Here is an 18,719-nt window from a genome sequence, read left to right as displayed (position 1 = left end):
ATTTTCAATTTTATGGCGTGGCGTATTAATCTTTATGCTTTAAAGGAAGCGTGAACAATGTATCCCAATCTCTCAACCAATACAGGGCAAGGCATGCAGCAAGCATAGGCCATGCGGCGAAGAACAGCAGATTGTTAAAAGGAGGCAAGTACATCTTGTAAGATGAGAAAGTTGAAATGGCGTGAATCAACAACACCGCACCATATGTCCAGCGCCGCCAAAGCCCCGCCACAAATGCGAGCACCAGCAAAAGTTCGACAGCGCCAATCACGTACGAGATATTATGACTCAACCAATCAATGCCGTAGAAGCCGGAAAATACCTTACTGGTATGAGCTGGATTAAAAAATTTGTCGAGTGTCCACATCAGCATCACCACGAAGACGCCAAGCCTTAACATGAGCAATGAACGAGACAATGGCTTTTGCAAAGTATCTGTAATCGAAGCGCTGGAATTCATCGGTGTTACTCCTATGATTAATAATTATCGGCACTAACATATGCCAATCAATCTGTAGCTAGACAATAATTTAATTCTGATTACTACATTCTCTTTTAAGAAAGTCGCGAATTTCATGCCTCAACTTGTATTTGCTGCCAAGAAAATTCTTGGATTCGCTCTAAACTCAGATGATCGCCCTCATCACTTCCGTAAAAGTGCATCAAAATTAGCTACCCTCAAATTTAGAAAATTAATAATAATTACGTCACCCAAGAAATTAAATATTTAGCAATTCTAGTTAACATCTGAATTTATCTGGCAAATATTGTAAATCCCCTGGTTCATCAATGTCATGAAGTTTAGGAAGCATCATCATAGTATGCCCGCTATCAAGAATTTCCTTCTGGGTAAGATTAGCAACTCTCGCTGTACTCCATGGGATACCAGTGAATATGTTGGGTAGAAAATGGTTGAGGCCCAATAAGGCATAACCACCATCTACTACGGGTACTAAACACGTATCATTCTCCCGGAGAGCTAACGCTGCATCCCGAATGCGTTCCGCGCTTAGATCAGGACAGTCTGTGCCTATCAATAATATGGCTTCATGATTAGCTGTTACTCTGCGGGCGGCTCGCATAAGGCGATCGCCCAAGTCGCCATCCTCTTGATTCGACCACTGGATATTGCCGGGGAGCCCCATTGATTTCCATATAGCGCAGTCGTACGAGGGAGTCACGCAAAGCTCCACGGTGCCTACATTGGATCCAAGTGCCTGATCGACGGTATGTTTCAGTAAAGTCTTCGCGAGATTAGCGGCTCCATCGCTACCTAAGGAGGGGATTAGTCGGGTTTTTGCAAATCCAGGTAATGGCGCTTTTGCAAAAATGACAATTCGTATCGATGTATCTAATAACGCGGTGTATTTGGGGGCGGCTATAAGACTATTCATTGGTATTCCTTAGCCAATTGGTCAGCAGAAGTCCCTCGCCAATATGCCCAACGAATTCGCCACATCAAACAAATGGTGGGCCAAACGCCAAAGGCTATCCAGCGACGTCCGGAGGAGGTCACCCGTGACTGAAGGCACTGTGGCCGGCCGCGTCGCTTGAGCCGTTTGGAGATCTCGATGTCTTCCAACAAGGGCTGTTCCGGAAATCCACCAGTAGCAAAAAATGTGGTTCGGTCTATAAAGATGGCTTGATCACCTGTCGCGATTCCGCTGATCCTTGAACGAAGGTTCATAAGGAATGCGATGACACGAAGCATCCATCTATCGCCAGACAATTGAATGTCGAAGCGACCCCAGGAGCGTTTTTTCAAGGCTTCAATAATCTGTAAATCAGCATCCAGAGGCATCCGCGTATCGGCATGTAGAAAAACAAGGGCCGAGCCCTTCGCTCTAGCCGCACCGGCATTCATTTGTATTGCGCGACCACAATGTGAATGAAAAACTTTGAACCCTAGGGCTTTGGCTACACTTGCAGAATTGTCACTGCTTCCGCCATCGATGAGCAATACCTCATGGCCGCGTCGCTGCCATTGGAGTAAATGGGCCATTAATTCAGGTAATTGCTCGATTTCATTGAGCATCGGAACGATGATGGAGAGCACTGGGGGTAGCGGATAAATTTGAGGCTCATCACTTTTCATTGAGGCGCCAGTTGTAATCCATAAACTCGATTTTGGCCTTACCTAGTTTCAGCTTTTGCGCGATGGGTGCTGTAATCGCCATTTCGTCAGCGTGAGCCAGTAAGAACTCCTCTAACCGGTCGAACCCCTTCCAGCCCCGCTCAAAATCTTCGCGATACCATTTAAATATCGATGAAAGTTGTATTGTAGAGCTTTCCACACGATTACGTCTTTGATCACTTAGAAACAGATTGGTTTGCTCGCGTAGCTGTTCGTCGAGTTTACTGCCAATATAGGCCTCGGCGCGCAGGGCAGGACACCCGATACTCGCACAGTTGACTGCAAAGTGAATGCGAGGGTCGTTATAACGTCCAGACCCTCGAATCAAGTTATGTTCTATATCGTCAAGTGAACGAGTTTTACCCAGCAAAGATACAAATTCAACTTCCCAAGGGGAGCTAAACCAACCACCCAACTCCTTGATCGATTTCAGATTCGGCCACCCAGTCAGAACTAACTCTACAGTCGATGCATTGTACGCATTAATCAAAAATGCCAATTGATCTTGTTTTGACCACTTATAAAATTCGTTTTCAGAAACGGTAGAAAGCGTATCTAGATAATCCTTTATAATTTTACGATCATTCATCATTGCGTCGTAGTCAACTTGTGTTGATCGTCCGCCATTATCGGAAATTATGTTTTTGTTAAGCAACTTGCCCCACAACTCATGGTCGATATTTTGGCCGAATGCCGCTTGGTTTACTGAAAGAATTGCAATAAAAATAAACCAGCGTATTTTCAACATTCTCATCTGTATCTCCAATAATTTTCTCGGTACTTAGAATTTATAGCTAGTTACTAACTCACCATAGGTAAAATCACGGTCTGCTAGCCCGGTTTTCAATTCACTCGATTGATGGCGAACGAGATAATTCAATCTTATTCCAGAACTAAATTCACACCCCAATCCTACCCAACCTTCGTAAACAAGATTCTCTATTTCTCTGGATGAATATGACACCTTGCTGTCGCGAAACTGGCCTTGGATAAATGCGTTGTAAGCTCTTAACTTTATATTTGCACCTGCTACAAAATAGACTTCATTCAAAGACCGGCTGGTAGGAAGCGTAATATTCGATTTCTCGCCATAATTACTGTTCGGGACATTGAAGCTCCAGCGCGGGGTATTTATTATGCCTGTGCGTAAGCTAATGCCCACGGTGCCCTCTGTTATGTAGCCTAGGCTCAAGCCGGTCGAGGTGGTGATTTGAATATTCTCATTGGAGGTGTCTAGATACTGTTGAAATGCCATTGAATATTTAATGGTTGGTTCACCACCATCCGATATCTGATTATCCCAACCTTCCGCACGGTCAGAGCCGATGACGCTATGAATGCCATTTTGAATGTCACCGGCTATCGGGAGCCCCATTATTCCGATAGATAGACTAGTAATTACGGCGTTTTTTAAATCAGCACTAATGCTTTGCTGAGTGTTAGCGAGGTAAATCAGGCTGGAATAAGGCCGGTCGTCGGCGATAGGGTTTCTATCGGTTTTTTCTGTTGGGGTGAAGGCGGCGACACCGATTTCACAGCTGTGTAAGGTTTGACTAACACCTGCATCATTTAGACCCAATAAATCATGAACCCGAGCGACATTATTAATCCATGCCAGAGGTATATCTATAGAAAAAGGATGCCTTGAGGCGTCCTCACCTGAAAAGGTCACGGCGAAACCACCTGTATAATCCTCATCCTTATTGTTTCCCGTGAATAAATCATTGTCGACATAGAGCGACATGGTTACTGGCTCTTTCTCCCGATACTCGTCGGCCTGGCCAATTACCGAATTAACCAAGGGAAATACCACAAAAATGAGTGCCTTACTGATAGTTATATTTCTCATATCTGTATCCTTAGCTTGAGAGCCAACTCAAATCGGTGATGTATATCAAGTATTCGCAGCTAGTTTTTTGATACCTTCGCAGTCTTACTTGGGCTACCTCGACGCCACGTATGGTACCTACCAAGCCATAACAACACTTTCTGTGGCGCGTGTGCTCGCTTCCACTCGCCGGCGGCATACTTATTCGCTTCCGCCCACGTCGGGTAAGCATGGATCGTCCCCAGAATTTTGTTGAGGCCGAGACCGTGCTTCATTGCTAGCACGAATTCAGCCATCAAATCACCGGCATATTCACCCACAATCGTTACACCAAGAATCCGATCCTTGCCGGGCACCGTTAGTACCTTCACAAACCCGTAGGCAGCGCCATCGGCAATTGCGCGATCTAAGTCATCCAAACCATAGCGAGTCACTTCGACAGCTATGCCTTTTTCTTTTGCCTCTTGTTCGTTGAGCCCAACCCTCGCCACTTCAGGATCAAGAAAAGTCGTCCATGGAATGACCCTATAGTCGACCTTGAATTTCTTTAGATGACCGAATAAGGCATTCACCGCGGCATACCACGCCTGATGGGCAGCGGTATGTGTAAATTGATACGGACCAGCGACATCACCAGCGGCAAATATATTTGGATACCCCGTCTCTAGGTATTCATTAGTCACAATGGTGCGGTTCGTTTCGATCCCTAGCTCTTCGAGACCGAAGCCGCTCAGCCTTGCTACACGACCAACAGCGCAAAGGAGAGCATCGAATTCAATGATTTTTTCTACACCATCGTGCTCTACAATAAGGTGCTTACTTTCGCCGTTCTTTTCACAGCGTAACGCTTTATGCAGAGTGAGAACGGTGACACCATCTCGTTCGAGTGAAGCTTTGGCTAGCTCCGAAACTTCTTCGTCTTCACGCATCATGATTCGAGGAGCCATCTCGACCTGAATGACTTCAGAGCCCAAGCGCGCAAAACTTTGCGCAAGTTCGCAGCCTATGGGCCCTCCTCCCAAGACTACCAATCGCTTTGGCGCCTCATCGAGTTTGGCAAATTCATCCCACATAGTGTCGCTGGTGACATAGCCCACATCGTCAAGTCCTGGAAGAGGCGGTACAAATGGACTTGCTCCGGTCGCTAACACGATCGCGCGGCTAGTTAGATGCTGCACGCGGCCATCGCTATGTTTGATTTCTACTGTCCATGGGTCTACTAGCTTGGCATATGCTTGGATCACTTCAACACCCAGTTCCTCATAACGCTCAACGCTGTCGTGTGGCTCAACCTTGGCGACCACCTCGTGTACGCGCTGCATCACTTTGCGAAATGAAAATTTAGGAATGGCATCATCGAGACCGTAGTGCCCAGCATTCCGCATTTGGTTCGCTAGTTTTGCGCTTTTAATTAACGCCTTACTTGGCACGCAACCGTAATTAAGGCAATCACCGCCCATTTTATGGGCTTCTATTAGCGTAACCTTTGCTTTGACAGCAGCGGCGATGTACGCCGACACAAGGCCGCCCGCACCGGCACCAATAACAATCAGATTCCGGTCAAAGGTTTTAGGTTTTTGATAACCATCGTAAACACGTCTTGCTCGCATAACGCCCAAGCCCTTCTTCGCAATGAGAGGAAAAATTCCTATTAATGCAAAAGACAACAGCAATGAAGGAGATAAGATTCCTGACAAACTATTGAGCTGAGCAAGCTGCGTACCTGCATTAACAAAAACCAATGTGCCTGCTAACATTCCTAACTGACTAACCCAATAAAATGTAGCCGCTCTAATAGCTGTTAATCCCATTAATAGATTGATTAGGAAGAAAGGAAACACGGGTACTAGGCGCAAAGTGAATAAATAGAATGCACCATCCCTTTGAATGCCCTCATTAATAGATTTGAGCCGATCACCGAACTTATTTTGAACGGTGTCTATTAACAAATATCGAGAAACAAGAAATGCCAACGTAGCGCCGATAGAGCTGGCAAAGGAAACAATAATGGTACCCCACATCAATCCAAACAATGCGCCAGCTGCTAGGGTCATAATGACCGCACCAGGAAGCGATAGCGCGGCAACCAGAACGTAAAACAGTAAGAATGCCCCCCCGACTAGCGCTGGGCGCGCTGAGCGCCAAGACTCAAATTGTGATAGCCCGTTTTTCAATCCCTCCAATGTGAGTAATCGATCGGCGTCGAAATAGAAAAACACTATGACTAGTGCGGCTATTACAGCGAGTAATACTAATTTCTTCATTATATTTTCTCGTAGTGGTAACTTGCTTTAGCGAACCGCTTTACAATTCGCCAGCTATTGAATTTGCTATAGTGCGCCGCCGCAACTGCTCCCCTGCCCAGCAGTGCAGCCGAAGCAATGATCTGCTACACCAATCGCTATTCCCTCGAGATTATTGTCCAACAAATCACTCAAATGCTGGCGCTTACCTCCAGCCAAAGGCAGCGCTAACTGTTGATTGAAATCGCAGTCGTACAAATAACCTTGCCAATCAACACTCAGTAGGGAGCGGCACATGACTTGATCAAGGTTTTCTTGTTTAAAATTGTCTTTTAATAATTTCAAATAGCTATGAAATTGGCCTTTGGAGATTAGTGTTGAACCAAAGCGCTTGATAGGCATATTTGCTAATGCGTACAAATGGTCGAATGTAATGCCAAAGTGCGCAAGGAGCTCTCGTTTGAAGTCATTTTCTAGGCCCTGCTCGTCAGGTGGCAGCGAGGGGCCCTGAGGGTTGAAAACCAGGTTTAGACGTAAATCACTATCTGCCCTGCTGTAACCCAGCGAGTTGAGTCTTTTAAGGCCAGCAATACTTTTGTCGAAGACGCCGTCGCCACGCTGCTTGTCTACGTTCTCTAATGAATAGCAAGGCAGAGACGCGACTACCTCCACTTGATTCTCTGCCAAGAATTCAGCAAGGTCTTCATGGCCGGGTTCAAACAAAATGGTAAGATTACAGCGGTCAATCACGTGTACGCCTGCCGCTCGTGCCTCGGCCACCAGATAACGAAAATCTTCGTGAATCTCAGGTGCACCTCCGGTTAAATCCAATGTTTTTATACCATGAGACTTTAGGGTAGGTACGATTAGCTCTATAGTTGCTCTGTCCATCATTTCCTTGCGATGAGGGCCTGCATTAACATGGCAATGCAGGCAGCGTTGATTACATTTGTAGCCTAGATTGACTTGTAAGGTTTCTATTTTTTTGCGATAAATGGCCGGAAAGTCAGTAAGCTCCAAAAGGGGTAGGACATCACGCATCAGACTCTCCAACAATTAAAATTAACAATATAGTGTATTAAGGTAGTCGTGATGAGACGGCGATTTCTTACGCCAAACTGATAATTTATTATTATGATGGACAAGGATTGACCCGCAACTGAGAAATTATTCCTCTGCAAGCCTCAGCGAGGCTACTTAAAGCTAGTTTATGAAATATCTGGACGGGAAGAACTTTGTAGAGCTTGGCGTTATATTTATAACGGCGGATGATGGCCACTTGCGCTAAAAAGTTAGAATGATGGTCGAATTACTACAACTCACTCATCAGTGTGGCCTTCTATTTTTCTAGATCACTATCGCTACTAGCTGGGCTTTCAGAACTAAGCCCCCCTTTTGCGAACTCATGAGTCAGTCCTCGCAGCGTTCCCATTTGCTTGCCAAAATTTCGACAGCCAGAACACATCATAGTGTGAACTTTTAGTGAAGTACGTTCCTTTATAGACAACTCTCGCTCAAGCGCATCAGAAAGCAGGCGTGTGGTTTGCTGGCAGTTCATCATATTCATTCTCCTGTAACAAACCAGTGATTTTCCAAGCATTCACGTAATCCCAAGCGTGCCCGGTACAGCATGACATGGAGATTACTAGTGCTAACATCCAATGAATCGCAAATCTCTTTACTATCGAGTTCAAGAAACTCCCGCATCATGAAAATACGAGCCTGCCTTTCCGGTAGATCACTCAAACAGACTTCAAATACTCGCCAAAAGTGGTCGTTCTTAACGGATTCCATTGGCTGAGACCAGGACGCAGGCCGTTCATCATCATGCCAAAAGCCCTTGGCATCGAATAGTTGATCAAGATTCCCCTCCTGATCGGGAAGTTTTCGGCTTGCCTCGACGGTTCGCATTCTCTTTCGAAGTACATCGGTAATTTTATTCTTGAGAATTGCGAAAACCCAGGTTTTTAAAGCGGCGCGCCGATTAAACGATCGTGCATTTTTCAGAGCACCAATGAGTGCTTCCTGCACTGCATCTTCTGCTAAAGCATTGTCTCCTAGCTGCAAGTTGGCAAATTTTATCATTTGAGTACGTAAGTCTTGAAGGAAAATAGGGTCTGTTAAGCTTGAGATACCCGAGACGTCCTCCCTAGCTGCCAACTTTGTCTCATCCATCATTATTTCTACTCTCAATATCATTCATCGCTGCACTATACGATGCTACACAATATGGAACGACAAAATTTAGAACCACTTGTCCCCAGATGATATCTAGGCCGTTAATGAACTGCGTACCCTGATTGATTGCATTCAACAGAATACCAACCACTAGTGAGACGCGAAATGCATTGATCATAATGCGACGCTTTACTAATATTTTCGCGAAACTTCTCATCTTTGAGTGCCACCCACTAAGTGTCGACTGTTTTGCACTAGCAAAATTAATGTAAAGAAGACCATAGCAAAAACTGATATTTTGACTTTTGCTACGTCGTTACTAGCAACTCAACTTAATCTAGCCGACTTGGTTTCGGCAGCCCCCGTGTAATTTCTTTGCTTGTATAAGACTTCATTTGAGCTGACTGAGAAATATAATCGTTCGAACATTCCCTTATTGGCCCGGACCTTAGAGAGCCATTCTGCTGATTAGTCGTTGTGACTATTATGATTATTACAGCATACAGAACAAATAATTCTCTTATCAATAAGTTCGTTAGCTGTCTTAATAGCGCGCCTTGCGTCTTCACCAGTGATAATTTCAATTTCCATTAGTTACTCTTCAGCCACAGCAATGACTTACGTAGATAACACCGTGTAAACCCCATGTACGCTTTTCAGTATAGGGAGAGCCTAGTCCATATCACCTATTCAATCGTAAAGTTCTGGCTGGGCGAAATACCTACGCACATGCGCGACGATGGTATTTAGGATGTAAGCTACAGGCAAAAAAAAGCCCCCAAAAAGGAGGTCTTATCGATATGCTATCTGATCACTCAATCGAGTTCATCGTGATCATTGGCAGCTTGAGCCATTAACTGCTCCCACCGCCGCTTATCATCCGACTTATGATAGAAGAACAGAATGGTCATTGATAACGCTAGAATCGCAGCTGTAATTACTATTTCGACGGGCATAATTTCAGCTACCATTTTTCGGCTCTTAGTTCTATGAATACGCCGATCAGAGTAGTTTGTCAACATCAGCGGTGCCAGCGTAGCGCTGTGGGTGCGCAGATCTTATAGAGTTAATGAAAACAGCTAATTTGCTTTTAGACAAAGTGACGAAGCCTAGCACTCAACGCCGCAGGATTATCTGCCACACAAAACGACAAAAGGTGAATGCAAAACATCCACCTTTTGTCGTTACGCAGATCTATTTTAAAACGTGAGCGAACGACTCAATCCGCAGCTTCCATGTGCTTACTAATACGCAACGCCAACAATGTACACAGTGCGCCAGAGATCAAGTACAAGCTAACCGCCATCAAGCCGAAATGTACCGACAAACCTAAGGCAATTAAGGGCGCAAAGGCGGCGCCAAATAACCAGGCAAAATCGGAGGTTAATGCGGCACCAGCGTAGCGGAATCGACGTTCAAAGTTGGCCGTTAAGGTACCGGATGCTTGGCCGTAGGAAACACCAAGTAACGCAAAACCCACTAAAATAAAGGTGTCTTGCATTGCCGGAGAGCCGCTCATCAGCATTGGTGTAAACAATGCAAAGATACCAATAAGCACAGCCATTAACGATACCGTGGTGCGCTTACCAATGCGGTCAGCAATGATGCCGGAAGCGACGGTAGCAATAATACCGATACAAGCGCCGAACACCTGAACAATCAGAACATTACCAATTAATTGAGACTCACTCAACGAGATCCACGACAGCGGAAAGATAGTCACAATATGGAATAAGGCATAACTTGCCAGCGCGGCAAAGGCACCCAAGAAAATATTTGGCCCCTGCTTTTCTAGCATTTCGCTAGTACTAATAGGCTCCAGTTCGCTCTCTTCCAATGCAGCCGTATACTCTTCGGTAAGCACCAAACGCAGGCGCGCAAACAGTGCCACTACGTTGATGGCGAAGGCCACAAAGAAGGGATAACGCCATGCCCAGGCTTGAAAGTCTTCTGCACTAACACTACGAATCAGGTAGAAAAATAATAAATTCGCAATAAGGAAACCAATTGGGGCGCCGAGCTGACCAATCATTGCATACCAGCTGCGTTTAGCACGCGGCGCATTAAGCACCAGCAAAGACGGTAGGCCATCCCAAGAACCGCCCAAGGCAAAACCCTGCAAAATCCGGAATATGGCAAGAAAGAAAATTGAAGTTCCACCCAGAGAGTCGTATCCCGGCAAAAACGCGATTCCGGCGGTAGCCGTGCCCAGCAGGAATAATGAGGTACTGAGTTTTACGCTGCGACCCCAGCGGCGCTGTATATTCATAAACAGCGCGGTACCGAAGGGTCTCGCAACAAATGCCATAGAAAAAATAGCAAAACCGTAAAGCATGCCTTCTAAGGTACTGGCAAAGGGGAAAAATACGCTCGGAAACACCAATACGCAGGCCATGCCAAACACGAAAAAGTCAAAATGTTCGGAGGCGCGACCTATAACCACACCAATGGCGATTTCGCCGGGGGCGACTGGCGAGTGACCCGCTGGGGTCTGCATATCAGCTGCGAGAGAAGAGTTTGTTGTACTGGCCATGGTGCGGCGCTCATCCGTAGGTTTTATGAATTATTGAAAGACTACTCCGTTTCCCCCACGCCAGCCATAGGACAAATTGTCCAATTCTTTCCCAAGCCCAATTCGCTTAAAGTCTGCGTCTTCTTATTAACATCTGGACTTGCGAGTGGCGATGTCGATTTCTAAAACTTTGCGCACTATATTCGTTTCCGCTATCGGAATGGCCCTGCTGTCTGGCTGTGACACCGTGGTTATGTCGCCGTCGGGCGATATTGCGGCGCAACAGGCCAAGCTAATTGTATGGGCGACGATACTCATGTTGATCGTCGTGGTTCCGGTCATTGTGCTGACCCTGCTGTTTGCCTGGCGCTATCGGGCATCCAACAAAGAGGCCACCTACACGCCAGACTGGGACCACTCCACTAACTTGGAGCTGGTAATCTGGGCTGCACCGCTGGCCATTATTATCGCCTTGGGCGCACTAACCTGGGTGAGCACCCACCAGCTCGACCCCTACCGCCCCCTTGATCGCATTGACGAAGGTCGCCCCGTTCCAGAGGGTGTTGAGCCGCTTATTGTTGAAGTGGTCGCCATGGACTGGAAATGGCTGTTCTTTTACCCCGAGTACGGGATTGCCGCGGTGAACCAATTGGCTGCTCCCGTGGACCGGCCAATAAAGTTCAAAATTACTGCTACCACCATGATGAACTCCTTTTATATTCCGGCCCTGGCGGGACAAATCTACGCCATGGGCGGCATGGAAACCCAGCTACACGCGGTCATCAATGAAGCCGGTAGCTACGACGGTTTCTCTGCTAATTACTCTGGTGCGGGCTTTAATGGCATGCGTTTTAAATTCTTAGGCATGCCAGAGATCGAGTTTGACGAGTGGGTGAGCAAGGTCAAAACTGATGGCGACGTCCTCAGCCGTAGCGTATACACCGAACTCGCTGAGCCTAGCGAGTACAACCCCGTTCAATACTATCGCGAAGTGGCGCCCGAACTGTACGACGCTATTCTCAACCGCTGCGTTGAGCCTGGCACCCTGTGTATGAAGGATATGATGAAGCACCACGGCAACCACAAAAGTGACGCCGCCGCGCCAAGTTCAGCAAAATCAACAGCTAAAACACATGACGAGGGTCACCATGCCCACTAGCTTTTTTTGTGCAATTACCGTGGTCGCAATGCGTCCGTCCCATTCACTTTTAGCGCGTCAGGGCGCCGGTAACTCTCATGTCTGATCTCAGTACCCTTATATTCGGGCGCCTAAGCCTTGACTCCATCCCCTTCCACGATCCGATTTTGATCGCGACCTTTGTCGTGGCCGCAATTGGCGGAATAGCACTGCTCGCCACACTGACTTATTACAAAGTGTGGGGCTATCTGTGGAGTGAATGGTTCACCAGCATCGATCACAAGCGGATCGGTGTGATGTATATGATTCTGGGCTTAGTCATGCTGCTCCGCGGCTTTGCCGACGCCATCATGATGCGGATTCACCAAGCCATGGCCTTTGGTGAAGCTACCGGCTACCTGCCGCCAGATCACTACGACCAAATATTTACCGCCCACGGCGTGATCATGATTTTCTTTGTGGCCATGCCCTTTGTGGTTGGCTTAATGAATTACATTGTGCCCCTGCAGATCGGCGCGCGTGACGTAGCCTTCCCATTCTTAAACAACCTCAGCTTCTGGATGACCAGTGCCGGTGCGGCGCTCATCATGATCTCACTGTTTATCGGTGAATTCGCCAAATCCGGCTGGCTGGCCTACCCGCCATTAACCGGAATACTGCAAAGTCCCGGGGTCGGGGTGGATTACTATATTTGGTCCCTACAGATTGCCGGGGTCGGCACCTTGCTGTCCGGCATCAACTTTGTAGTTACGATTGTCAAAATGCGCGCGCCCGGCATGAACATGATGAAAATGCCGATTTTCACCTGGACCGCGCTGTGTACTAACATCCTGATTGTGGCGGCTTTCCCCGTTTTAACAGCGGTAATGACCTTGCTGTCCTTAGACCGCTATTTGGACATGAACTTCTTCACCAACGACCTTGGCGGCAACGCCATGATGTACGTAAACCTGATTTGGATCTGGGGTCACCCAGAGGTTTATATACTGATTCTACCGATCTTTGGTGTGTTCTCAGAGATCGTCTCTACCTACAGTGGTAAGCGCCTATTCGGTTACTCGTCCATGGTCTACGCGACCTTGGTCATCACGATTCTGTCTTACCTCGTGTGGCTGCACCATTTCTTTACCATGGGATCTGGCGCAACGGTGAATAGCTTCTTTGGTATCACCACCATGATTATTTCTATTCCCACTGGCGCGAAAATCTTCAACTGGTTGTTCACCATGTATCGTGGTCGCATTCAGTTTGAAGTCCCGATGCTATGGACCATCGGCTTTATGATCACCTTCGTGATTGGCGGCATGACCGGCGTGTTACTGGCTGTGCCACCTGCTGACTTTGTGCTGCACAACAGCCTGTTTTTGATTGCTCACTTCCACAACGTCATTATCGGTGGCGTGGTGTTCGGCACCTTCGCGGCGATTACCTTCTGGTATCCCAAAGTTACCGGGTACAAGCTGGAACCGTTCTGGGGCAAGGTCTCGTTCTGGTGCTGGTTTATCGGTTTCTACCTCGCCTTTATGCCGCTGTATATGTTGGGCTTTATGGGCGTCACCCGCCGCATGAGCCACTTCGACGATCCATCGCTGCAGATTTGGTTCCAGGTTGCCCTAGGTGGCGCGGTATTAATCGGCGCCGGTATCATCGCCTTCTTGGTTCAGCTCTATGTGAGCTACAAGCGCCGCGACTCGCTGCGCGACGAAACTGGCGATCCGTGGGGTGGCCGCACCCTAGAGTGGTCGACCTCGTCGCCACCACCCAAATACAACTTCGCCTTTACCCCACGGGTATACGATCTTGACGCCTGGTGGCATATGAAGAGCAATGGTTTTAAGCGCGCAACTGATGGCTTTATGCCCATCCATATGCCCAGAAATACCGCTGCTGGCATGGTTATTTCTGGCCTCAGCGCAGCATTCGGTTTCGCCATGGTTTGGCATATGTGGTTAATCGGTGGTCTGACGTTTGCGGCGCTAATGATCGCCATTATTGCGCACACTTTTAACTACAAGCGCGACTACTACATACCGGCTGAAGAGGTCGCGTTAGTCGAAGCCCAACGTTCCGAGGTAGCTGCCTAAGATGTCTCACTCTACTGCTATGCCGGCCGCAGAGCCGGGCCAATTCGACTTCCTCGTTAAGGGAGAGCATCACGTCGCTAACGGCACGCTGCTGGGCTTCTGGTTGTATTTGATGAGCGACTGCCTCATCTTTGCCGCGCTGTTTGCCACCTATGGCGTATTGAGCCAAAACTATGCGGGTGGGCCATCGGGCGCAGATTTATTTGATCTGCCGCTAGTCGCCTTAAACACCAGTTTTCTGCTGTTTTCGTCGATCACCTACGGCTTTGCCATGCTGCAGATGCAGCAGCGCAAGCTCAAAGGCACCATAATTTGGCTGGCCATTACCGGCGTATTCGGCGCAGGCTTTCTCGGCTTAGAACTCTATGAGTTCTACCACCTTTTACACCAAGGTGCTGGTCCCCAACGCAGTGCGTTCTTGTCGGCCTTTTTCACCCTTGTCGGCACCCACGGTTTGCACGTGTGCATTGGCATAATTTGGTTAGTTACCTTACTTTTCCAACTCCGCAAGCACGGCTTAACCACCGCAAACCGCCGCCGGTTATTCTGCCTGTCTATGTTCTGGCACTTTCTTGATGTTGTCTGGATCGGCGTATTCACTATTGTTTATTTGATGGGGTCACTGTCATGAGCGAGCTTTCACACAACCACGATGAGCATCACGACCATCACGAAGAAGAAGGCCCGCACAGCAGCTTCAGCGGTTATATGCTGGGTTTTATGGCCTCGGTGTTTCTTACCGCCATCCCCTTTTGGCTAGTAATGGGTGATGTATTCAGCTCACGCAACACCACCGTGCTGATCATTCTCGCCTTTGCCCTAGTGCAAATTCTAGTGCACATGGTTTATTTTCTGCACATGAATTTTCAGTCTGAAGGTGGCTGGACCATGCTATCGCTCATTTTCACTGTAGTACTCTTGTTCATTACCTTAGCCGGGTCGCTGTGGGTGATGTACCACATGAACGTGAATATGATGCCCTCAATGATGTCTGGCGGCAGCTAAACCGTGTCACTTCGCCGCATAGTTAGCTTATCGCTAATCAGCCTATGCGGCCTGCTCCTCTTTGCGGGCTTTATTGCCCTCGGCAATTGGCAGTTAGAACGCCGATTATGGAAGTTAGACTTAATTGAAAAAGTCGAAACCCGCGTTCACGCGCCCGCTGAAGCAGCGCCAGGTATTCGCGACTGGCCGTCAGTTAACAAAGCTGACGACGAATACCGCCACGTTGTTTTAAAAGGCCAATTCCTAACAGGCAAAGACACCCTAGTGGTTGCCGCCACCGAGCTGGGCAGCGGCTACTGGGTGCTCACCCCATTTCAGCGCGACGATGGCGGTATTGTTCTGGTCAATCGCGGTTATATCGACCAAGGCGTCACACCGTTAGCACCTGCCTCTCGTAACATCGCGGTGAGCGGCTTACTCCGCCTAAACGAGCCAAAAGGCAGTGTGCTGCGCGAAAACAGCCCAAGTACCGGGCGCTGGTACTCCCGCGATGTACAGGCAATAGCTGCCAGCCTCGGCCTCACAGCGGCACCCTATTTTGTCGATGCTGAAGCAATACCGACTCAAGCGAACAACAACACACCGAGTAGCCAACCCGTCGCAGGTCTTACTGTTATCGCATTCAATAATAGCCATCTGGTGTACGCAATCACCTGGTATGGCCTTGCGCTCTGCGTCGTACTTGCCGGGCTTATCGTAGTGAGAGAAGGCCGTCGCCGCAACGAAGGCTGAGCTAAACGATAAGCTCACACTTCGCTCGTCAGTGATCACGGCTGCGCCGCTATTAACTCATAGGTATACTGACCCAAGCCAACAGAGCCCCTGTCGCAAAGCAGGTCTGGGAGAAACAGTCGTATGACAAACACCAAAGCACTGGCCGCCGTAAACCAGCTGCTTAGACAAACAGAATCCAGTGACACCGACACCCTCGGCAAGCATATGCGCCAACTAGTGCAGCTGCGCTGGATGGCAGTGCTCGGTCAATTGCTCACCATTTTGGTCACCCATTACGGCTTTGGCGTTGAACTGCCAATGCAGACCATGTTCAGTATTTTGGCCGGGCTCATCGCCTTTAACGCCTTTAATGAATTGAGTCTGCGCCTAAATCGTCGGGTGCGCACAGCCGAATTATTTATGGGCCTACTGGTCGACATGGGTGCACTTACCGCGCAGCTTTTTCTCAGCGGCGGCGCCACCAACCCCTTTGTTTTTCTGTATTTACTGCAGGTTGGCCTAGCGGCTGTATTGTTAGCCCAAACCTACGCATGGGTACTGCTTGGTGTGGCGACCATGTGCTTTCTTTGGCTGGCCGAAGCAGGTCGCCCTATCGACCTCCCGCAAGATTACCACCTAGGTATCCGCAGCTATTACCTTGAAGGCATGCTGATATGCCTAGTCCTCAACGCCGCGCTGCTTGTAGTCTTTATCAACCGAATTAACCGCACTCACCGCGAGCACGACGCCCGCCTCGCGGAATTGCGCCAGCGCGCAGCCGAAGAAGAACATATTTTGCGCATGGGCCTACTCGCCTCCGGCGCCGCCCACGAACTCGGCACCCCACTGGCAACCATTGCCGTCATTCTTGGCGATTGGCGGCGTATGCCGGCACTTAGCGCCGACCCGGACCTGGCCGAAGAAATCACTGAAATGCAGACCCAAGTGAAGCGCTGCAAGACAATCGTTAGCGGTATTCTCATGTCCGCTGGTGAAACCCGCGGCGAATCCTCCGGCGAGACCAGTGTATGCGAATTTTTTGACGAGCTTATCGCCGAATGGAAAAACACCCGCAAGGTTCAAGAGTTCAATTTTGACAATCAGTTTGGCGAAGACATCGATATCGCCTCCGACACCGTATTAAAACAGACCATCTGCAATTTACTCGACAACGCGCTGGAGGCCTCGCCGGAGTGGATCGCGCTCTACGTATCGCGCCAAGAAGACACCTTAGTGATCCGGGTAATTGATCGCGGCCCCGGCTTTGCCAAAGGAGTGTTTGACCGATTAGGCCAACCCTACCAATCAACCAAGGGGCGCCCCGGCAGCGGCCTCGGTTTATTTTTGGTCTTCAATGTCGCACGTATTTTAGGCGGCCAAGTTCGCGCCCGTAATCGCCGTGGTGGCGGCGCGGAAATTAGTTTGCGCCTGCCGCTCGATGCAATCCAGCTCAAGGAAACTTAAGCAATGGTAGATGACGTTAACAAGACAGACCTAAACACAGAAAACACCGCCCCTACTCTGCTACTCATCGAAGACGATGCCGCCTTTGCACGCACCCTCGGGCGCTCATTTGAGCGACGCGGCTACGCCGTAATCACCGCCAGTAGTTTAGAGGGTGCACTCGCATTACTAGACGACCACGCACCAGGCTACGCCGTCGTTGACCTAAAGTTAGACGGCGAAGCATCTGGTTTAGCCTGCGTACAGGCCTTACACAAACACGACCCAGATATGCTGATTGTGGTGCTCACCGGCTACGCCAGCATCGCCACCGCAGTCGAAGCTGTCAAACTTGGGGCCTGCCACTACCTAGCCAAGCCATCAAACACCGACGATATCGAAGCCGCATTCAACAGCGCCCAAGGCAATGTAGAAGTCGAGATTCGCGGTCGCGCGACTTCCATAAAAACCCTCGAGTGGGAGCGTATTCACGAAACACTCGCAGAAACCGGTTTTAATATTTCCGAGACAGCAAGACGGCTCGGCATGCACCGACGAACCCTAGCCCGCAAACTCGCCAAACAACAGGTGAAATAAGGGGCAGAAACTTGACACTGCCCCTTAGCTCGGCCAACACTTCAAAAAAATTATTAGTGGAAGCCGCTCTGTGTCGCACACACCTTACTTTAGCCCAAGCCTATATTTATCCGCGCCATGGCAATATGTAGTGGCGAGCCTTTGCATACTTATTTCGGTAATCGCTGCCGTGATTTTAGTAAAACGGCGCAACGCGAGCAGCAACTACCGCGCAGATCTCGCCTGGCTACGCGCGCTGATCTATTTCTGTGCAACCTCGCTTATCGCGCTATTCTGTGGTGTCGCCGACGCGGTCCTGCAATACCCACTGGCCACACCTGCACAAATATCTGATCCACGCTGGCTCGTCGGCGTTGCGGTTTGCAGCCTACTAATCGTCATTGCCTACGGTTTTATTTGGGCCAAAGGCACATATACCGACGGTCGCCTATGGCACCCCGTTAGCACTACCGTATTTGGCGTCATGTGGGGCCTAAGCCAAGCCCAATTGTTTTTAAGTTTCTGGGCGCTTAGCGAGTTAGCGCAGCTATCACTTGCTTGGACAACGCTAATTAGTATTAGCTTAATTTCAATCTACAACGGCAACTGGCAGCAATTTTATTGGGATATTAAGGTCTCGCCACCGCATAATTATCCGGAGTGGAATCTACGCAAAGTCTTACTCTGCCACGTACCTAATTTGCTGCTAACACTACCCTTCTTCGCCATTTACGGAAATGTTCTGCTGTATATGATTTTTCAAACGGGGGCATTGCTGCTGTCGTCGCATCGAATGCACTTCCCGCACTGGGCAGATAAATACCCGGCGTAGGCAAATTTAACGCAAATTAATTTAAAGAAGGT

At 48.7% G+C, this 18,719-nt stretch carries 20 protein-coding genes; 8 read left to right on the top strand and 12 right to left on the bottom strand.

Annotated features, from left to right (window positions below):
- Window positions 1-25: 25 nt before the first annotated feature.
- The 12 genes from ABD836_RS12620 to ABD836_RS12565 all read right to left on the bottom strand — a co-directional run bounded on the left by ABD836_RS12620 (window position 26) and on the right by ABD836_RS12565 (window position 10,916).
- Window positions 26-460 carry a MauE/DoxX family redox-associated membrane protein gene (locus ABD836_RS12620; protein ID WP_344936471.1) on the bottom strand — a complete coding sequence of 145 codons (435 nt, stop codon included), beginning with the start codon at window positions 458-460 and terminating at the stop codon, window positions 26-28.
- Window positions 461-740: 280 nt separating this feature from the next.
- Window positions 741-1,394, bottom strand: a complete 654-nt coding sequence (locus ABD836_RS12615) for a TIGR04282 family arsenosugar biosynthesis glycosyltransferase (RefSeq protein ID WP_344936468.1) — start codon at window positions 1,392-1,394, stop codon at window positions 741-743.
- Window positions 1,391-2,095 carry a TIGR04283 family arsenosugar biosynthesis glycosyltransferase gene (locus ABD836_RS12610; RefSeq protein ID WP_344936466.1) on the bottom strand — a complete coding sequence of 235 codons (705 nt, stop codon included), beginning with the start codon at window positions 2,093-2,095 and terminating at the stop codon, window positions 1,391-1,393. The genes ABD836_RS12615 and ABD836_RS12610 overlap by 4 nt, the downstream gene beginning before the upstream one ends.
- Complete coding sequence (locus ABD836_RS12605; protein ID WP_344936464.1) at window positions 2,085-2,888, bottom strand: DUF547 domain-containing protein; 804 nt, start codon at window positions 2,886-2,888, stop codon at window positions 2,085-2,087. Before ABD836_RS12605 ends, ABD836_RS12610 begins: the two co-directional genes overlap by 11 nt.
- A gap of 27 nt (window positions 2,889-2,915) precedes the next feature.
- On the bottom strand, window positions 2,916-3,983 hold the full coding sequence (locus tag ABD836_RS12600; protein ID WP_344936461.1) for a lipid A deacylase LpxR family protein: 1,068 nt from the start codon (window positions 3,981-3,983) through the stop codon (window positions 2,916-2,918).
- A gap of 59 nt (window positions 3,984-4,042) precedes the next feature.
- Window positions 4,043-6,016 carry an FAD-dependent oxidoreductase gene (locus tag ABD836_RS12595; RefSeq protein ID WP_425583034.1) on the bottom strand — a complete coding sequence of 658 codons (1,974 nt, stop codon included), beginning with the start codon at window positions 6,014-6,016 and terminating at the stop codon, window positions 4,043-4,045.
- A gap of 276 nt (window positions 6,017-6,292) precedes the next feature.
- A complete protein-coding gene (gene arsS, locus ABD836_RS12590) occupies window positions 6,293-7,246 on the bottom strand; it encodes an arsenosugar biosynthesis radical SAM (seleno)protein ArsS (protein ID WP_344936456.1) in 954 nt (317 codons plus the stop codon).
- A 298-nt stretch (window positions 7,247-7,544) separates the two neighbouring features.
- Window positions 7,545-7,763: a zf-HC2 domain-containing protein gene (locus tag ABD836_RS12585; protein WP_344936654.1), complete on the bottom strand. Its 219-nt coding sequence runs from the start codon at window positions 7,761-7,763 to the stop codon at window positions 7,545-7,547.
- Between the two features lie 5 nt (window positions 7,764-7,768).
- Window positions 7,769-8,383, bottom strand: coding sequence for an RNA polymerase factor sigma-70 (locus tag ABD836_RS12580; protein ID WP_344936454.1), 615 nt, complete (start codon window positions 8,381-8,383; stop codon window positions 7,769-7,771).
- Window positions 8,373-8,561, bottom strand: a complete 189-nt coding sequence (gene nrtS / locus ABD836_RS12575; RefSeq protein WP_344936452.1) for a nitrate/nitrite transporter NrtS — start codon at window positions 8,559-8,561, stop codon at window positions 8,373-8,375. The genes ABD836_RS12580 and nrtS overlap by 11 nt, the downstream gene beginning before the upstream one ends.
- 637 nt (window positions 8,562-9,198) lie before the next feature.
- On the bottom strand, window positions 9,199-9,354 hold the full coding sequence (locus tag ABD836_RS12570; RefSeq protein WP_344936450.1) for a hypothetical protein: 156 nt from the start codon (window positions 9,352-9,354) through the stop codon (window positions 9,199-9,201).
- 248 nt (window positions 9,355-9,602) lie between these two features.
- Window positions 9,603-10,916, bottom strand: a complete 1,314-nt coding sequence (locus ABD836_RS12565) for an MFS transporter (RefSeq protein ID WP_344936447.1) — start codon at window positions 10,914-10,916, stop codon at window positions 9,603-9,605.
- A gap of 151 nt (window positions 10,917-11,067) precedes the next feature.
- Between ABD836_RS12565 and cyoA the strand changes: the two genes are divergently transcribed.
- From cyoA to ABD836_RS12525, 8 genes are all read left to right on the top strand, one after another.
- Entirely contained in the window at window positions 11,068-12,054 is a 987-nt protein-coding gene (cyoA, locus tag ABD836_RS12560; RefSeq protein WP_344936445.1) for a ubiquinol oxidase subunit II, read from the top strand.
- A 77-nt stretch (window positions 12,055-12,131) separates the two neighbouring features.
- Window positions 12,132-14,117 (top strand): cytochrome o ubiquinol oxidase subunit I, encoded by a 1,986-nt coding sequence (cyoB, locus tag ABD836_RS12555; protein WP_344936442.1) that lies wholly within the window; start codon window positions 12,132-12,134, stop codon window positions 14,115-14,117.
- Window position 14,118: 1 nt separating this feature from the next.
- On the top strand, window positions 14,119-14,748 hold the full coding sequence (cyoC, locus tag ABD836_RS12550; RefSeq protein ID WP_344936440.1) for a cytochrome o ubiquinol oxidase subunit III: 630 nt from the start codon (window positions 14,119-14,121) through the stop codon (window positions 14,746-14,748).
- Window positions 14,745-15,122, top strand: coding sequence for a cytochrome o ubiquinol oxidase subunit IV (cyoD, locus tag ABD836_RS12545; protein ID WP_344936438.1), 378 nt, complete (start codon window positions 14,745-14,747; stop codon window positions 15,120-15,122). Before cyoC ends, cyoD begins: the two co-directional genes overlap by 4 nt.
- A gap of 3 nt (window positions 15,123-15,125) precedes the next feature.
- On the top strand, window positions 15,126-15,854 hold the full coding sequence (locus ABD836_RS12540; protein WP_344936436.1) for an SURF1 family protein: 729 nt from the start codon (window positions 15,126-15,128) through the stop codon (window positions 15,852-15,854).
- A gap of 123 nt (window positions 15,855-15,977) precedes the next feature.
- The gene (locus tag ABD836_RS12535; protein WP_344936433.1) at window positions 15,978-17,300 is read left to right on the top strand and encodes an ATP-binding protein; all 1,323 of its coding nucleotides are present in this window, start codon (window positions 15,978-15,980) and stop codon (window positions 17,298-17,300) included.
- Window positions 17,301-17,303: 3 nt separating this feature from the next.
- Window positions 17,304-17,876, top strand: coding sequence for a response regulator transcription factor (locus tag ABD836_RS12530; RefSeq protein ID WP_344936431.1), 573 nt, complete (start codon window positions 17,304-17,306; stop codon window positions 17,874-17,876).
- A gap of 70 nt (window positions 17,877-17,946) precedes the next feature.
- On the top strand, window positions 17,947-18,687 hold the full coding sequence (locus ABD836_RS12525) for a hypothetical protein (RefSeq protein ID WP_344936429.1): 741 nt from the start codon (window positions 17,947-17,949) through the stop codon (window positions 18,685-18,687).
- Window positions 18,688-18,719 lie beyond the last annotated feature (32 nt).

Origin of the sequence: Zhongshania borealis (assembly GCF_039539625.1) — a bacterium.
Classification (GTDB): domain Bacteria; phylum Pseudomonadota; class Gammaproteobacteria; order Pseudomonadales; family Spongiibacteraceae; genus Spongiibacter; species Spongiibacter borealis.
The sequence above is the reverse complement of the archived record's forward strand: the minus strand, read 5'-3'. Positions and strand labels throughout refer to the sequence as shown.